Origin of the sequence: Nocardia sp. NPDC047038, assembly GCF_040644075.1 — a bacterium.
Taxonomy (GTDB): Bacteria; Actinomycetota; Actinomycetes; order Mycobacteriales; family Mycobacteriaceae; genus Nocardia; species Nocardia sichangensis.
In genome coordinates this window covers 518,162-532,953 of the sequence record NZ_JBEYVQ010000001.1, presented here as the reverse complement: position 1 = coordinate 532,953, position 14,792 = coordinate 518,162, and the positions used below count along the sequence as shown (strand labels likewise).

Below are 14,792 nucleotides of genomic sequence, written 5' to 3'. Positions count from 1 at the left end.
GCCTACTCCACTCCGATCTGCACCGAATCGCCCTGCTGCCCACCGGAATACACGATCACCTCGACGCCGGGAAAGTTCTGCGCGATATGCGCCGCCAGTTCGTCGCCGAGGCCCTCCGGCGCCGCCGCGCCCATCAGCAGGGTGACCAGCTCGCCGCCGAAGGCGAGCAGCCGGTCCAGCAGCGTCCGCCCGGCGGCGCGCACATCGCGCTCGATCACGACGACGTCGTGCCCGGCCAGACCGAGCCCATCGCCCGGTTCGCAAGTGCCGACCATGGTGAGCGCGCGCTCGGTCGCCGCGCGCAGCGATCCCCAGCGCGTGGTGGCGGCCGCCTCGGACATGGCGAAGGCGTCGTCCACCGCGATCCGCCCGCGGTCGTGCACGGCCAAGGCCGCCAGTCCTTGCACCATCGACGCGCTCGGCAACAGCAGCACGTCCCGGTGGGCGTCACGCGCGGCGACACCGACGGCGACCAATTCGTGCGCAGGCAGCGCGCCGTTGGGCAGCACCAGTACCTCTCGGTTCGGCATACGCCGGATCGCGGCCAGCAGAGTTGCCGCGGTGACGGGCTCGCCTGCCAGCACCACCGCGCCCGCGTCCTCGAACAGCGTCGCCGCGCCCGCACCCGCGACCACCGCCAGAATCCCGCGGTCGGCCGGAGCTACGCTCGGGCCGAGCGCACCGGCCACCACCTGGGTCGAATCGGCGGGCGGAACCGATCCCGCGACGCCTTCGCCTCGGGCAGGCCCGGCCCGGGACGCATCGCCATCGGACAGTTCGCCGGGGTTCGCGCGCGTGGCGCGATCAGCCGCGCCGAGGCCGCTCGACGCCTCGGATATGTCCGCGTGCGAAGCGAAAGCGACGTTCTCGACGCGGATCCGGCTGAGCATGCCCGCCGCGATGCCCGCTTCCACCGCCGCACCCGCATCGGCGCAGTGCACGTGCGCCGACCAGGATCCGCTTCCGTCGCCGACGACGACGACCGAGTCGCCGAGTTCGCCGAGACGGGCGCGCAACGCGGCCACTTTCCGCTCGTCGGAGTCGGCCAGCAAATACATCACCTCGTACTGCGGTTCGGCCTCGCCGGCGGGCGCCGAACGGTCGGCCGCCGCGGGCCGCGGGTACTCCGGCCGCGTCGGCGCCTCGCCTCGGGTCACGGCGACCAAGCTGTCCAGCAGCACGACCAACCCTCGGGCTCCCGCGTCGACGACACCGGCCCGACGCAGCACGCCCAATTGGAACGGGGTGTCGCCGAGCGCTTTGGCCGCGCCGTCGGCCGCCGCGAGTGCCACATCCGCCAATTCCTGGTCGGGGCATGCCGCGGCCGCCGCGGTCGCACAGTCCAGCACGGTGAGGATCGTCCCTTCGATCGGCACGCTCAGTGCCTCACGGACCAGTTCGGAGGCCCTGGCCAGCGCGGCGCGCAGGCTGTCGGCCGTGAACGGACCGCCGTGCACCGTGTCCGCGACGCCGCGCAGTACCTGCGACAGGATGATCCCGGAATTGCCGCGGGCGCCGACCGTCGCGCCGTGCGCCATCGCGACGGCGACGGCGACGGCGGCGCTCCCGTCCGCCCACGCGGCCGCTTCCCCCGCCTCCACCGCGGCACGCATCGTGGCCAGCAGATTGGTGCCGGTATCCGCGTCCGGGACAGGGAACACATTGAGCGCGTTGATCTCCTCGCGCCGATGCTCCAGGCCGGCGAGACAGGTACGGCCCCAGCGCAGCAATGCCGTGCCGTCCATCACGTCTCGCGCTCCGGACACCGTCACCTCACTCCCTTCCGCCACCTGCGCACCACCACCGCCCGCCAGGTTAGCGGGCGGTCCCGACAGGCGACCGGTAAGACCGCGTCATTAGAATGGATATGCCCGGCGACCGATCCGGCACTCGTTCACGGGGACCGGTTTGGTGGATCGAAGGCAGCACAGCTACCCTTGCAGGGTTGCCTCGCGCGGCCGTCACCGGTCTGCGCTGGTCGGCTCTCCGCTGACAGGGCACTCGACATTGCACGAGGATGCGCCGCACCGCGAAAGCGGCGGTCCCCACCATTGACATGAAGGAGTTCGCGACTATGGCTGCCGTCTGCGACGTCTGCGCCAAGGGCCCCGGCTTCGGGAAGTCGGTCTCGCACTCGCACCGGCGCACCAACCGTCGTTGGAACCCGAACATCCAGACCGTTCGCGCGCAGGTCGCCCCGGGCAACACCCGCCGGATGAATGTGTGCACCTCTTGCCTGAAGGCGGGCAAGGTCGCCCGCGGCTGATCCGCCCTCGGGCTGACCGGCCTCGTCGGTACACGCCCCGGCACCCGTATCGGGTGGTCCGGGGCGTTGTCATGAGTGCGGGCCGCGCATGGCCGCTGTGACCGAGCATCCGTGGCGGGTCCAGCCGCTGACCGCCGAGTACGTCTACAGCCTCGCCGAATGCCACATCGCCTGCTGGCGCGAGGCGTACCGGGGGCTGGTGCCCGCGCACGTGCTCGACGCCTTCGATATCGGACGACGGGCCGAGCAGTGGGAGCGCGACCGGCTGCGCTATCCGGGCCGCACGCACGTCGCGGTCGTCGATGACGTGGTGATCGGATTCTCCAGCGCGGGCCCGCCCGGCGACCCGGACGCGGTGACCCCGATCGAACTGCACGCGCTCTACGTGCGTTCCTCCTGGCACGGCAGCGGGGTCGCCGACGACCTGATCCGCGCCGCGCTCGATCCGGCCGCTCCGTGCTCGCTGTGGGTGTTCGAGCAGAATGCGCGCGCCAAGGCGTTCTACCGGCGGCATGGGTTCGTGCTCGACGGCACGCGCAAGGTCGAACCGTTCACCGCCGCGATCGAGGTGCGCATGGTGCGCACGCCGACGATGCACGCCGAGTCGGTGTCGGACGACGGCCGCTAGAGGTACCCTCGCCCTCGCTCCGGTTGCCGTGCGGACTACCGAGGGACTGCGTCCGGCCGCGCCCGTTAAGGTGCAGATCATGACCACCAGCGAGCAAACCGGCTACGTGACGACCGTCGACGGCGTCCTCCAGATCACCATCGCCACCTCCGCCAACGGCACGTCCATGGACTTCGCGGGCATCAACGCGGGCACCGCCGCACTGAGTTCGCTGGGGTCCGAGGTGGGCGCGGTGCTGCTGCGCGGCACCGGCGCGAACTTCTGCGCCGGCGGCGACGTGCGCGGCTTCGCCGCGGCGCAGGACCGCTCCGCGCACATCCGCGGTCTGGCCACCGATCTGCACGATTTCGTCCGCGCGCTGGACGCGACCGCGGTGCCGGTGGTCGCGGCGGTGCAGGGCTGGGCCGCGGGCGCGGGCATGAGCCTGGTCTGCCTGGCCGACATAGCCCTCGGCGGGCCCGGCACCAAACTGCGCCCGGCCTATCCCGGCATCGGCCTGAGCCCCGACGGGGGCATGTCCTGGACGCTGCCGCGCATCGTGGGGCAGGGGCGGGCGCGCGAAATCCTGCTCACCGACGCCGTCATCGACGCCGACGAGGCAGTGCGCCTCGGCGTGCTGAGCAGGCTGGTCCCCGACGGCGAGATCGCCGAGGAGGCGCAGCGCCTCGCACGCACTCTGGCCACCGGACCGCGTTCTACCCACGCGAGCATCAAGTCGCTGTTGCGGCAGTCGGGCACCGCGACGCTGAGCGATCAACTCGACAGCGAGCGCGACGGGATCGCCGCTGCCGCGGGCTCCGCCGCCGGACGCGAGGGCGTCGACGCGTTCGTCGCGAAACGCAAACCCGACTACGCCGGACTCGCCTGAATCACTCCCGGGTGGAGAGCACGAATTTCGCCACCGCGTCGGTGAACGAGTCGTTGTCGTCACCGGCCGCGGTGTGCGCCGCGCCGCCGATCTCGACCAGCTGGGCGTGCGGCACCAACCGCTGGAACGCTTCGGCTCCTTCGGCGCTGACCACGTCCGAGCGCATGCCGCGCACCAGCAGAACCGGGATGCGCAGCGCCCGCGCCGCGTCCTCCATCGGCTCGATCATCGCGGACGGGTCCTCGACCCGATCACTGAGCATGTCCGGATCCCAGTGCCAGTACCAGCGGCCGTCGCGCTCACGCAGATTGCGCAGCAGTCCTTCGGGGCTCTTCGGCCGCGGGCGGTGCGGCAGGTATTCGGCGACCGCGTCGGCGGCCTGTTCGAGGCTGTCGAAGCCGTCGCGATGCTTGCCGAGGAAGTCGATCACCCGGGCGACGCCTTCCGGCTCAGGCCGGGTCACGATGTCGACGAGCACCAAGGCGCTGATCGCATCCCCGCCGGGCCGCGCGGTGGCGAGCAGACCGGTGATTCCCCCCATGCTGGCCCCGACGACCACCGCGGGCTCGCCCAGCTGTTCGAGCACGAGCAGCAGGTCGTCCACCATGGTCTGGCGCCGATAGTCACGATCCGGCGCCCACTCGCTGTCGCCGTGGCCGCGGGCGTCCACCGTGACCACCCGCATTCCCGACGCGCCGAGCCGGGCGCCGGTCTTCTTCCACGAATGGCGGGTTTGCCCGCCACCGTGCAGGAAGACGACGAGCGGGCCGTCGACCGGGCCGAACTGATCGGCGGCCAGCTCGATTCCGCCCGAACCGCGCAGCCGGAGCCGGGACGGTTCGAGAAGATAGTTCGCATTACTCACGATCCGTAGGATCGCACAAACGCCGGGACGCGCTGGCGCGAACCCGGCGTTTCGAGTGTTCAGCAGGCGAGGTTGCCCGCGAAGAACAGGCACGCGATCTTGGCGTTGAACGACGCGGAGATGGTGGAGGAACCGCTGGAGGTGTATTCCTCGGCGACCGGGGCCGTGGTGGTCTCCGTGGCCGGCTCGAGCCGCAGCGGAGCCGCGCTCGCGACGGCGGCGCCACTGCTCAGAGCGGCGCAGAAGGCCAGGGTCGCGGTGGTACCGCGCAGCGCGCCCCGGACGGTGTTGTTGTGCATGGAACAGCTCCTCACTCGTTAACTCGGTCGATCACACACAGACGCCCAACTCAGGGCAGGCGCCAGTCAACCGGTTCGGCCCCCAGTTCGTCGAGCAGTTCGTTCACTCGCGAGAAGGGGCGGGAACCGAAGAACCCGCGGGACGCCGACAGCGGCGACGGATGCGCGGACTCGATGTAGGGCACCTCGGACTCGGTCAGCAACGGCTTGAGCGTCGCCGCGTCGCGGCCCCACAGGATCGCGACCAACGGCTCGTCCCTGGCGACCAAGGCGCGGATCGCCTGCTCGGTGACCGCCTCCCACCCCTTGCCGCGGTGCGAGGCAGGCTTGCCGGGCGACACGGTGAGCACTCGGTTCAACATCAGCACACCCTGGTCCGACCACGGGCTCAGATCGCCACAGGACGGCGTCGGGTGACCGAGATCCTTGCTGTATTCGGCGAAGATATTGGCCAGGCTGCGCGGGATCGGCGAAACATCCGGCGCCACGGAGAAACTCAGCCCCATCGGGTGACCGGGCGTCGGATACGGATCCTGGCCGACGACGAGCACGCGCACCGCGTCGAACGGACGCTGGAAGGCCCGCAGCACGTTGTCACCGGACGGTAGGTAGCCACGGCCTTCCGCGTTCTCGGCACGAAGGAAATCGCCCATGGCGGTAATCCGATCCGCCACCGGCTCGAGTGCCTTCGCCCATCCCGGATCCATGATTTCCGACAGTGGTTTCGCGCCCATGACCGCACAACTTAGCGTGACCGGCCGCCGGATGACGAGTCCGCCCCACGGAACGATTCCCACCCGCCGTCGCCGGTCTGCGCCACACCGTCGACGGTGAGCCCGCGACCGGCCAGAACCCGCCCGATCGCAACCCATCCAGGGGGAAGCGCACCGTCCGGCGCCCAGGTGCCCGCGAAGGCATGGTCCTCTCCGCCGGTCAGGATCCATTGCGCCGCATCGGCATCCAGCCGGGCGGCGATCGGTTCCAGCGCAGGGTCGCGCAGGGCGGCCGAATCCAGATCGATGGCCACGCCCGAGGCCGACGCGATGTGCCCCAGATCCGCGAGCAGTCCGTCGGACACGTCGGTCAGCGCGTGCAGGCCGACGTCGGACGCTTCGGTTCCGAAGTCCTCGTCGAGCGTGACCGGTGCGGACGACTCGGTAGCCGAGGTCCCGAGGGAGCCGGGCGCTCCCGAATCGCGGCGTGCGGTCGCGGGATCTCCGGCCGTTACCTCGGATGTGGTTTCGGTTCGGGACGAGACGGGCTGCACCTCAGACGGATTCGATCCTCCGCGTCGCCCGCGCCGCAGCGCGCCCAATACGAGCGCGTACGGCGGCTGCGGAACGCGATGCGCGGCAAGCGCTTCCACGAACTCCGGTCCGGTCGCTCCGGCGGTGAAGGCGGCCAGTCCCGCGGCCGACCAGCCGAGGCGGCCCGCTACCGCGACGACATCGCCCACGCGGGCACCCGCTCGGGTGACCGGCGCGCCGCGGCCCGGATCACCGAAGGCGGTGACGGAGACGACCAGTTCGCGGCTGCGGACCAGATCGCCGCCCGCGATGGACGCGCCCGCCCTGGCGGCCTCGGCCCACATGCCGTCCGCGAGTCCGTCGATCACCTCGAGCGGGGTGTCGGCCGGGCAGCCGAGCGCGACGACGAACGCGGTCGGCGTCGCCCCCATGGCGACCACGTCGGCGGCGTTCTGCGCGATCGCCTTGCGGCCGACGTCCTCGGGGCTGGACCAGTCCAGCCGGAAGTGCCGGTCCTGCACGAGCATGTCGGTGGTCACCACGAAACGGCCGTCCGGCGCCGCGACCAGCGCCGCGTCGTCACCGGGGCCGAGCAGCACACCCGGCGCCTGGACGCGACCCGCGTTGATGCGCTCGATCAGCGCGAACTCGCCCAGTTCACGCACTGTCCTCGGGGCACTGCTGGCGCTGATGACCGATCCTCTCCGGCGCGCTGCTTGCTGGAATGAGCCCGACGGTACCCTTTCGGGGGCACTCGAGTACCAACGGCCCTGCGGCGCGGCAGCGACGACGCGCGTAGCGGAAAGGATCGGTGAGCATGGCGGCGGATTCGTCGGACCGTGATTCGGCGGAGCCCGAGCACGAACGCACCGATGCCACGGATCCCGGGAGCGCCCCGAAGGAACCGGCGGCGACGGACAATGCGTCCGATCGCCCACAAGCCGCCGACTCGGACGCGCGGACCACTCCTTCCTTGTCGAAGAGCGAGGACAGCGCGAACGCGGATACCGACACCGGCGACCCGGACAGCCGCCCCGCGTCGTCCCCGGCACACCAGTACCCGCCCGCGCTCATCGCGACCGCCGTGGCGCTTCCGGTCGTGCTGGTCGTCGCGGTGCTCGTCGCCGCCGTACTCGCGCACCGCGCGCCCGTCGAGCGCGAACCGCTGGTGCTCGGCCCTGTCCCGGCTCCGGCTGCGGAGGGCCCGGCGTGCGCCGCCCTGCTGCCCGCCCTACCCGCGGACCTGGGTGATTTCACGAAATCGACGCTGGTCGAGCCCGCTCCGCCCGCCACACGCGCATGGCAGCGCGCCGACGGCGGCGACGCCATCGTGCTGCGCTGCGGGCTGGATCGCCCGTTGGAATTCAACCGCGCCTCGCCGCTGCAGATCGTGAACGGCGTGCAGTGGTTCGAGGTCCGCGACCAGGCCGCCAAGGCGAGCACGTGGTTCGCCGTCGACCGTGGGACCTACGTCGCCCTCACCGTCCCCGACGGCTCCGGTCCGACACCGCTGCAAGAAGTCTCCGACACCATCACCGCCAACCTCCCGGCCCAGCCGATCGACCCGGGACCGCTGCCCAACTGACTCCGAGTAGTCGCGCGCCGATCACCTGGGGCGCACCCGACGACGGCAGGCCCTAACGCAACCCGGTGCCGCGAACGAGCGCGGTCTCGATGAGCGTCGAGACGAGTGCGGCATAGTCGATGCCGGTGGCCTCCCACATGCGCGGATACATGGAGATGGCGGTGAATCCCGGCATCGTGTTGATCTCGTTGATCACCGGCCCCTGCTCGGTTACGAAGAAATCGACCCGCGCCAGTCCCTGGCAGTCGAGAGCCTGGAAGGCACGCACGGCCAATTCCCGGATCCGGTCGGACACCTCGTCGTCCAGTTTCGCGGGAACGTCGAATTCGCAGACGTCGTCGAGGTACTTCGTGTCGAAGTCGTAGAACGCGGGTCCGTCGACCGTGACGCCGGTCTCCGGCATCCGGATCTCCGCCACCACGCTCGCCGCGACCCGGCCGTCCGGGTATTCCAGGACCCCGCACTCCACCTCACGCCCGACGATGCCCGCTTCGACGATCACCTTCGGATCATGCGCGCGCGCCACGGCGATGGCCGCGTCCAGCTCGTTCCAGTCGGTGACCCGGGTGATGCCGATCGATGAGCCGCCACGGGCCGGTTTGACGAACACGGGCAGACCCAGGCGCAGCCGGTCTTCCTCGGTGACCGTCGCGGTGCCGGGCCGCAACACCACCTGCGTGCCGATCGGCAGCCCCTCCGCCGCGAGCAGTTTCTTGGTGAACTCCTTGTCCATGCCCGCGGCGCTGGCCAGCACGCCGGGGCCGACGTAGGGAATTCCGGCGAGTTCCAGCATCCCTTGCAGGGTGCCGTCCTCGCCGAACGGTCCGTGCAGGATCGGGAACACCACATCGACCGAGCCGAGCGCCGCACCGGGATCGTCGAGCGCGATCAGCGCCCCGGGGCGGCTGGGGTCCGCGGCCAGGGTCAATGCCGTGCCGGTGGCGTCCACCGACGGCAGTGCGCGGTCGTGGATGCCGAGCGCGGCCACCTCCGAACCGCCGAGCACCCAGCGGCCTTCCGTGGTGATGCCGATCGGCACGACCTCGTACTTCTCCTGATCCAGGTGGCGAAGCACGCTACCGGCCGATACGCAGGACACGGCGTGCTCGTTACTGCGCCCGCCGAACACCACAGCCACCCTGATCCGGTTCGTCATGCCCCGAACCGTACCCGTTTCGATGTGCACTCCCACCGCTGACCGTCCCGGACACTCCCGCCGGGGCGGAGCGGGCTCACTCGGGCTTCATCCGCCGCCCGAGCAGGTTGCCGACGGCTTCGCGCACGGAGAGCCCTTCGTGACAGACCTGATGCACCGCGGTGGTCAGCGGCATCTCGACGCCGTGCCGCTCGGCCAGCGCGCGCACCGATGTGCAGGACTTCACACCCTCGGCGACCTGGCCATGAGTGGCCGACTGGGCGGCGTCCATGGATCCGCCCGCGCCGAGCACGTGCCCGAACGACCGGTTGCGCGACAACGGGGAGGTACAGGTGGCGACCAGGTCTCCGACGCCGGCCAGACCCGCGAGCGTCACCGGCTCCGCGCCGAGGGCCACCCCGAGCCGAATGATCTCGGCGAGACCGCGGGTGATCAGGCTGGCGATCGAGTTGTCGCCGAGTCCCATTCCCGACGCGATGCCGCAGGCGAGCGCGATGACGTTCTTGCAAGCGCCGCCGATCTCGCAGCCGACCACGTCGGTGTTGGTGTAGGGACGGAAGTAGCCGGTCGCGCAGGCGTGCTGCACCGCCACCGCGCGATCGTTGTCCGAGCAGGCGACCACGGTCGCGGCAGGCTGGCCCACCGCGATCTCGCGCGCCAGGTTCGGTCCGGACAGCACCGCGATCCGGCTCGGATCGGCCCCGGTGACCTCCTCGATCACCTGGCTCATCCGCAGCAGCGTCCTGGTCTCGATGCCTTTCGCCAGACTCAGCAGCGTGGCGTCGCCGGGGATCAACCCCTTCCACTCCGCGAGGTTGGCCCGCAGCGACTGCGACGGCACCGCCAGCACGACGATGTCCGCTCCGTCCAGCGCCACCGCCGGGTCGTGGGTGGCCGCGACCGGCGGCAGCGGAATATCCGACAGGTAATCGGGATTGCGATGTTCGGAGGCCAGCGTCGCGGCGACCTCGGGCCGCCGGGCCCAGATCGTGACCTCGGTTCCCGCGTCCGCCAACACCTTCGCGAACGCGGTGCCCCACGATCCCGCGCCCAGCACTGCCGCCCTCGTCATCAGCCCAATATGCCATGGAAGGATTGCTCGCATGCGCCCGCACGCCGTGCATGCCGTGATCGCGGTCAAGAGCCTCGATCAGGCCAAGAGCCGACTGGCCGACCGGCTGCGCCCGGAGCACCGGGCCCGGTTGGTGTTGGCCATGCTCGCCGACACCGTGACCGCCACCGCGGCGGTCGGCGAGGTCGTATCGGTCACCGTGGTCACGCCCGACCCCGCCGTCGCGGACCTGGCCCGCACGTTGGGCGCGGAAGTCCATCCGGAACCGCGTCAGCGGCACGCCGACGGGCTGAACACCGCGCTCGCCGCCACCGCCGCCGCGTTGCGCGTCGCGCACGGCCCGATCGATCTGCTCGCTTTGCAGGCGGATCTGCCCGCGCTGCGCCCGGAAGAACTGTCGGACATGCTCGCCGCCGCCCCGCGCGGGTTGCGCTCGATCGTGATCGATCACGAGGGCAGCGGCACCGCCGCGCTCGTGGTTCGCGACCCGGTCGCCGCGCTCGATCCCCGTTTCGGTCCCGGGTCGGCACGCAGCCATATCGACGCGGGCGCGGTCGATCTCACCGGGGACTGGCCGGGCCTGCGCTTGGACGTCGACACCCCCGCCGATCTGGACCGCGCGGTGGCACTCGGGGCCGGAAACGCGACGCGTGCTGTCCTGCACGACATCGGCTGGCCGGGCGGCGTTCACGAACACGTTCCACACGTGTGCTAGCCGGTCGCCGTGGTGGCGTGAGACACATGACGATCACGGTCGCGGGATGCACACGACCTCTCCGGTAGGGGATGATCGGTGACGTGAGCGATACGGAAACCGTCAAGCAGCAGCCGTTGCTTCCCACGCCACCCCCAGCGGCGACACCCTTGTCCACCGACTCGTCGGCGGCGCGGTTGCCACGCGATCGCTACCTCAATCGCGAATTGAGCTGGCTGGACTTCAACGCCCGCGTGCTCGCCCTCGCCGAGGACGAGTCGCTGCCGTTGCTGGAGCGTGCGAAGTTCCTGGCGATCTTCGCGTCCAATCTCGACGAGTTCTACATGGTGCGGGTGGCCGGGCTGAAACGCCGCGCCGAGACCGGCCTGCTGGTGCGCTCGGCCGACGGCCGCTCCCCCGGCGAGCAGTTGGAACTGATCGCCGCGCGCACCCAGGAGATCGCGGTGCGGCATGCCCGCGTCTTCCTCGACAGCGTGCTGCCCGCGTTGACCGCCGAGGGCATCGCGATCATCGACTGGAGCGATCTGGACGAGGACGAACGCAGTCGCCTTTCGGGTTACTTCCAGGATCAGGTCTTCCCGGTCCTCACCCCGCTCGCGGTCGATCCGGCGCACCCCTTCCCCTACATCAGCGGGCTGAGTCTCAACCTCGCGGTGACGGTAAAGGATTCCGCGACCGGCGGCGAGCACTTCGCCCGCGTCAAGGTCCCCGACAACGTCGACCGGTTCGTCCGCGTGCGCCGCACCGACTCCGGCTCCCCGATCGCGGCTTTCCTGCCGATGGAAGCGCTCATCGCCGCGCACTTGGACCTGTTGTTCCCCGGCATGGAGGTGGTCGAGCACCACTCGTTCCGGATCACCCGCAACGCGGACTTCGAAGTCGACGAGGATCGCGACGAGGACCTGCTCCAGGCGCTGGAGCGGGAACTGGCCCGGCGGCGGTTCGGTTCGCCGGTGCGACTAGAGGTGTCCGACGACATGACCGAGCACATGCTCGATCTGCTCCTCCGCGAGTTGGACGTCGACCCCGACGACGTCATCCAGGTGCCCGGCCTGCTCGACCTGTCCTGCCTCTGGCAGGTGTACGGCGTCGACCGGCCGAATCTGAAGGACACTCCGTACGTTCCCGCGACCCCGCCCGCGTTCGGCGAGCGCGAGACGCCGCGCAACGTCTTCGCCGCGCTGCGCGAGGGTGACGTGCTGGTGCACCATCCGTACGACTCGTTCTCCACCAGCGTGCAGCGGTTCATCGAACAGGCCGCCGCCGACCCGCAGGTGCTCGCCATCAAGCAGACGCTGTACCGCACCTCCGGTGACTCCCCGATCGTCAACGCGCTCATCGACGCCGCCGAGGCGGGCAAGCAGGTGGTCGCCCTGGTCGAGATCAAGGCGCGCTTCGACGAGCAGGCCAACATCAAATGGGCCCGCGCGCTGGAACAGGCCGGCGTGCACGTGGTGTACGGCCTCATCGGCCTGAAGACCCACTGCAAGACCTGCCTGGTGGTGCGCCGCGAGGGCGCCACCATCCGGCGCTACTGCCACATCGGCACCGGCAACTACAACCCGAAGACCGCGCGCCTCTACGAGGACGTCGGATTGCTCACCGCCGCACCCGAAATCGGCGCCGACCTGACCGACCTGTTCAATTCGCTGACCGGTTACTCGCGGAAAGAGAACTACCGCAATCTGCTCGTCGCCCCGCACAGCGTGCGCTCCGGCATCATCGAGCGCATCCAGCGCGAGACCGATCTGGCGGGTGAGGGTAAGGACGCCCGAATCCGGCTGAAGGCCAACGCCATCGTCGACGAGGAGGTCATCGACGCGCTGTACCGGGCCTCCCAGGCGGGCGTGCCGGTACAGATCGTGGTGCGCGGCATCTGCGGCCTGCGCCCCGGTGTGCCCGGGATGAGCGAGAACGTCGAGGTCCGCTCGATCCTCGGCCGGTTCCTGGAGCATTCCCGCATCCTGCACTTCCAGGCGCAGGACGAGTACTGGATCGGTAGCGCCGACATGATGCACCGCAACCTCGATCGCCGGGTCGAGGTGATGGCGCAGGTGAAGGATCCGCGGTTGACCGAACAACTCGGCGGAGTCTTCGACTCGGCTCTGTCGCCGACCACGCGCTGCTGGGTGCTGCAACCGGACGGCACGTGGCAGGCGTCACCGGGCGTGTCCGGCGACGGGGACAAGATCAGAGACCATCAGGAGTTCTTGATGCGGCTGCGGAGGCCAGATCAGCAGTGAACGCCAAAACGGGGTTCGAACAAGAGGGGGGCCCGTTCTGGGATCCCCGCGTCACCGCCAATATCCACGCCGCCGGAGCGGTGCTGTGGCGCGAGTCGTCCTCGGGTGCGATCGAGATCGCGATCGTCCACCGCCCCAAGTACGAGGACTGGTCGCTGCCCAAGGGCAAACTCGACCCGGGCGAGACCCCGGTGCTGGCCGCGGTCCGCGAAGTACGGGAGGAAACCGGGCTGGAGAGCAGACTCGGCCGCTACCTCGGCCACGTGACCTACCCGATCCCCGGCCACCGCAAGCTGAAGCGGGTCGACTATTGGGCCGCCGAACAGGTGGGCGGGGAGTTCACCGTCAACTCCGAGGTGGACGTGCTCAGCTGGCATCCGCTGGATCGGGTGATGGACCAGCTGTCGTATCCGATGGACCGGCAGGTGGTGCGCGCCTTCACCCGGCTGCCCGCGCGCACCGACACTCTGCTGTTGGTGCGGCATGCGAAAGCAGGCCGCAGGGACCGCTTCAACGGTCCCGACGAGCAGCGTCCGCTCGACCGCGAGGGCGAGGCGCAGGCACAGGCGCTCACGCCGAACCTCTTGGCGTTCGGCGCATCTGAGGTCTATTCGGCTCCACCACTGCGTTGCGTGCAGTCCGTGGCGCCGTTGGCGGAGAAACTCGGTGTCGAAATCATCGAGGAGCCATTGCTTTCCGAGACCGGGTACGCCGAAAACCCGGACGACGCCCGGGAACGTTTTCGAGCCCTGGTGTCGGACAAAGCCATTCGTGTCGTCTGCAGTCAGGGCAAGGTGATCCCCGATCTGCTGGGATGGCTGGCCGAACGCGATGGAGTCGCGCTGCCGTCGGCGCGCAATCGCAAGGGCAGTGTGTGGGTGCTGTCGTTCGTCGGCCATCGCTTGGTGGCCGCCGACCATCTGGATCGATCGCTGTCAGCCTACGTGGTGCGGTCGGATTAGACCGGCAGCTCCCGCGTCACCGCGCGGGTCGGCGGGCGCCGAGTGGCGGCCACGGCCGTGAGGTCTCGGTAGGCGGACAGCCGAAAACGGCCCCGGGTGTCTCCCGGGGCCGTCTCGACGTTGAGGCGAATGGGCCCAGTCGTGGGGCCACGCATTCAGCGCCGATCCGGCGGTGGCTCGAGATCAGCGGGTTCCGCGAGTCGAGGCCTTCTTGGCCGCGGTCTTCTTCGCGGTGGTCTTCTTGGCGGCAGCGGTGGTGGTCTTCTTGGCCGCCGTGGCCTTGGTGGCCGTCTTCTTGGCCGGAGCCTTCTTCGCGACCGCGGTCTTCTTCGCGGGCGCCTTCTTCGCAGCGGTCTTCGTAGCGGTCGTCTTGCGCGCGGTGGTCTTCGCCGGAGCCTTGGCGGCGGCCTTGCGGGCCGTCGTCTTGGCGGGCGCCTTGGTCGGCGTCGACTTCTTGGCGGCGGTCTTCTTGGCCGCCGTCTTCTTCGCCGCCGCCTTCTTCGCCGACACCGGCGCATTCACCCCGCGCTTGACGGCGGGCCCGGTCGCGGCCAGTTTCTGCTTACCCGCGATCACCGCCTTGAACTGAGCGCCGGGACGGAACGCGGGCACCGAAGTGGGCTTGACCTTCACGGTTTCGCCGGTACGCGGGTTCCGCGCGACGCGAGCCGCACGCTTACGCTGTTCGAACACACCGAATCCGGTGATAGTGACGCTCTGACCCTTGTGCACCGCGCGCACGATGGTGTCGACCACATGCTCGACTGCCGCGGTGGCCGTGCGCCTGTCCGTACCCAACTTTTCGGTCAGAACGTCGATCAGTTCCGCCTTGTTCATTGAATCCTCCGCAGACTAATGGCCCGTCGTCGGACCGACTAGGTACCAC

General features: G+C 69.9%; 15 protein-coding genes. 7 read left to right on the top strand and 8 right to left on the bottom strand.

What is annotated here, in order from left to right; genetic code table 11:
- Positions 1–2: 2 nt before the first annotated feature.
- Positions 3–1,745 (bottom strand): DAK2 domain-containing protein, encoded by a 1,743-nt coding sequence (locus ABZ824_RS02545; protein WP_356962418.1) that lies wholly within the window; start codon positions 1,743–1,745, stop codon positions 3–5.
- 329 nt (positions 1,746–2,074) lie between these two features.
- Here ABZ824_RS02545 and rpmB point away from each other — a divergent pair, with 329 nt between their 5' ends.
- From rpmB to ABZ824_RS02530, 3 genes are all read left to right on the top strand, one after another.
- Entirely contained in the window at positions 2,075–2,266 is a 192-nt protein-coding gene (gene rpmB, locus ABZ824_RS02540) for a 50S ribosomal protein L28 (protein ID WP_039799620.1), read from the top strand.
- An 88-nt stretch (positions 2,267–2,354) separates the two neighbouring features.
- The gene (locus tag ABZ824_RS02535) at positions 2,355–2,894 is read left to right on the top strand and encodes a GNAT family N-acetyltransferase (RefSeq protein ID WP_356961247.1); all 540 of its coding nucleotides are present in this window, start codon (positions 2,355–2,357) and stop codon (positions 2,892–2,894) included.
- Between the two features lie 79 nt (positions 2,895–2,973).
- The gene (locus tag ABZ824_RS02530; RefSeq protein WP_356961246.1) at positions 2,974–3,762 is read left to right on the top strand and encodes an enoyl-CoA hydratase-related protein; all 789 of its coding nucleotides are present in this window, start codon (positions 2,974–2,976) and stop codon (positions 3,760–3,762) included.
- 1 nt (position 3,763) lies between these two features.
- Here the strand turns inward: ABZ824_RS02530 and ABZ824_RS02525 are convergent, their stop codons facing one another.
- From ABZ824_RS02525 to thiL, 4 genes are read right to left on the bottom strand one after another with little or no spacing between them, the layout of a single operon-like run.
- Complete coding sequence (locus tag ABZ824_RS02525; RefSeq protein ID WP_355069816.1) at positions 3,764–4,627, bottom strand: alpha/beta hydrolase; 864 nt, start codon at positions 4,625–4,627, stop codon at positions 3,764–3,766.
- Between the two features lie 59 nt (positions 4,628–4,686).
- Positions 4,687–4,926: a hypothetical protein gene (locus tag ABZ824_RS02520; RefSeq protein WP_355069814.1), complete on the bottom strand. Its 240-nt coding sequence runs from the start codon at positions 4,924–4,926 to the stop codon at positions 4,687–4,689.
- Positions 4,927–4,976: 50 nt separating this feature from the next.
- Positions 4,977–5,660 carry a uracil-DNA glycosylase gene (locus tag ABZ824_RS02515; RefSeq protein ID WP_355070973.1) on the bottom strand — a complete coding sequence of 228 codons (684 nt, stop codon included), beginning with the start codon at positions 5,658–5,660 and terminating at the stop codon, positions 4,977–4,979.
- Positions 5,661–5,671: 11 nt separating this feature from the next.
- Positions 5,672–6,838, bottom strand: coding sequence for a thiamine-phosphate kinase (gene thiL, locus ABZ824_RS02510; RefSeq protein WP_356961244.1), 1,167 nt, complete (start codon positions 6,836–6,838; stop codon positions 5,672–5,674).
- Between the two features lie 152 nt (positions 6,839–6,990).
- On the opposite strand from thiL, the gene ABZ824_RS02505 reads away from it, so the two are divergent.
- Complete coding sequence (locus ABZ824_RS02505; RefSeq protein ID WP_356961243.1) at positions 6,991–7,758, top strand: DUF3515 domain-containing protein; 768 nt, start codon at positions 6,991–6,993, stop codon at positions 7,756–7,758.
- Between the two features lie 52 nt (positions 7,759–7,810).
- Here the strand turns inward: ABZ824_RS02505 and ABZ824_RS02500 are convergent, their stop codons facing one another.
- On the bottom strand, positions 7,811–8,914 hold the full coding sequence (locus tag ABZ824_RS02500) for a D-alanine--D-alanine ligase family protein (RefSeq protein WP_355069809.1): 1,104 nt from the start codon (positions 8,912–8,914) through the stop codon (positions 7,811–7,813).
- A 76-nt stretch (positions 8,915–8,990) separates the two neighbouring features.
- On the bottom strand, positions 8,991–9,986 hold the full coding sequence (locus tag ABZ824_RS02495; protein WP_355069808.1) for an NAD(P)H-dependent glycerol-3-phosphate dehydrogenase: 996 nt from the start codon (positions 9,984–9,986) through the stop codon (positions 8,991–8,993).
- Between the two features lie 31 nt (positions 9,987–10,017).
- Between ABZ824_RS02495 and cofC the strand changes: the two genes are divergently transcribed.
- The 3 genes from cofC (at position 10,018) to ABZ824_RS02480 (ending at position 13,906) form a co-directional block, all read left to right on the top strand.
- The gene (gene cofC, locus ABZ824_RS02490; RefSeq protein WP_356961242.1) at positions 10,018–10,701 is read left to right on the top strand and encodes a 2-phospho-L-lactate guanylyltransferase; all 684 of its coding nucleotides are present in this window, start codon (positions 10,018–10,020) and stop codon (positions 10,699–10,701) included.
- A 71-nt stretch (positions 10,702–10,772) separates the two neighbouring features.
- Positions 10,773–12,944 (top strand): RNA degradosome polyphosphate kinase, encoded by a 2,172-nt coding sequence (locus ABZ824_RS02485; protein WP_356961240.1) that lies wholly within the window; start codon positions 10,773–10,775, stop codon positions 12,942–12,944.
- A complete protein-coding gene (locus ABZ824_RS02480) occupies positions 12,941–13,906 on the top strand; it encodes a bifunctional NUDIX hydrolase/histidine phosphatase family protein (RefSeq protein ID WP_356961239.1) in 966 nt (321 codons plus the stop codon). The genes ABZ824_RS02485 and ABZ824_RS02480 overlap by 4 nt, the downstream gene beginning before the upstream one ends.
- Before the next feature lie 183 nt (positions 13,907–14,089).
- Here ABZ824_RS02480 and ABZ824_RS02475 read toward each other — a convergent pair whose 3' ends face one another.
- The gene (locus tag ABZ824_RS02475; RefSeq protein WP_039799597.1) at positions 14,090–14,743 is read right to left on the bottom strand and encodes an HU family DNA-binding protein; all 654 of its coding nucleotides are present in this window, start codon (positions 14,741–14,743) and stop codon (positions 14,090–14,092) included.
- Positions 14,744–14,792: the final 49 nt, after the last annotated feature.

What these genes read in the sequence shown, in the direction of transcription:
- rpmB (WP_039799620.1), top strand. Translation starts at nt 2,075, where the DNA reads ATGGCTGCCGTCTGCGACGTCTGCGCCAAGGGCCCCGGCTTCGGGAAG.
- ABZ824_RS02500 (WP_355069809.1), bottom strand. Translation starts at nt 8,914, where the DNA reads ATGACGAACCGGATCAGGGTGGCTGTGGTGTTCGGCGGGCGCAGTAAC.
- ABZ824_RS02535 (WP_356961247.1), top strand. Translation starts at nt 2,355, where the DNA reads ATGGCCGCTGTGACCGAGCATCCGTGGCGGGTCCAGCCGCTGACCGCC.
- ABZ824_RS02485 (WP_356961240.1), top strand. Translation starts at nt 10,773, where the DNA reads ATGATCGGTGACGTGAGCGATACGGAAACCGTCAAGCAGCAGCCGTTG.
- ABZ824_RS02495 (WP_355069808.1), bottom strand. Translation starts at nt 9,986, where the DNA reads ATGACGAGGGCGGCAGTGCTGGGCGCGGGATCGTGGGGCACCGCGTTC.
- ABZ824_RS02475 (WP_039799597.1), bottom strand. Translation starts at nt 14,743, where the DNA reads ATGAACAAGGCGGAACTGATCGACGTTCTGACCGAAAAGTTGGGTACG.
- ABZ824_RS02505 (WP_356961243.1), top strand. Translation starts at nt 6,991, where the DNA reads ATGGCGGCGGATTCGTCGGACCGTGATTCGGCGGAGCCCGAGCACGAA.
- ABZ824_RS02520 (WP_355069814.1), bottom strand. Translation starts at nt 4,926, where the DNA reads ATGCACAACAACACCGTCCGGGGCGCGCTGCGCGGTACCACCGCGACC.
- ABZ824_RS02545 (WP_356962418.1), bottom strand. Translation starts at nt 1,745, where the DNA reads ATGGACGGCACGGCATTGCTGCGCTGGGGCCGTACCTGTCTCGCCGGC.
- ABZ824_RS02515 (WP_355070973.1), bottom strand. Translation starts at nt 5,660, where the DNA reads ATGGGCGCGAAACCACTGTCGGAAATCATGGATCCGGGATGGGCGAAG.
- cofC (WP_356961242.1), top strand. Translation starts at nt 10,018, where the DNA reads ATGCGCCCGCACGCCGTGCATGCCGTGATCGCGGTCAAGAGCCTCGAT.
- ABZ824_RS02530 (WP_356961246.1), top strand. Translation starts at nt 2,974, where the DNA reads ATGACCACCAGCGAGCAAACCGGCTACGTGACGACCGTCGACGGCGTC.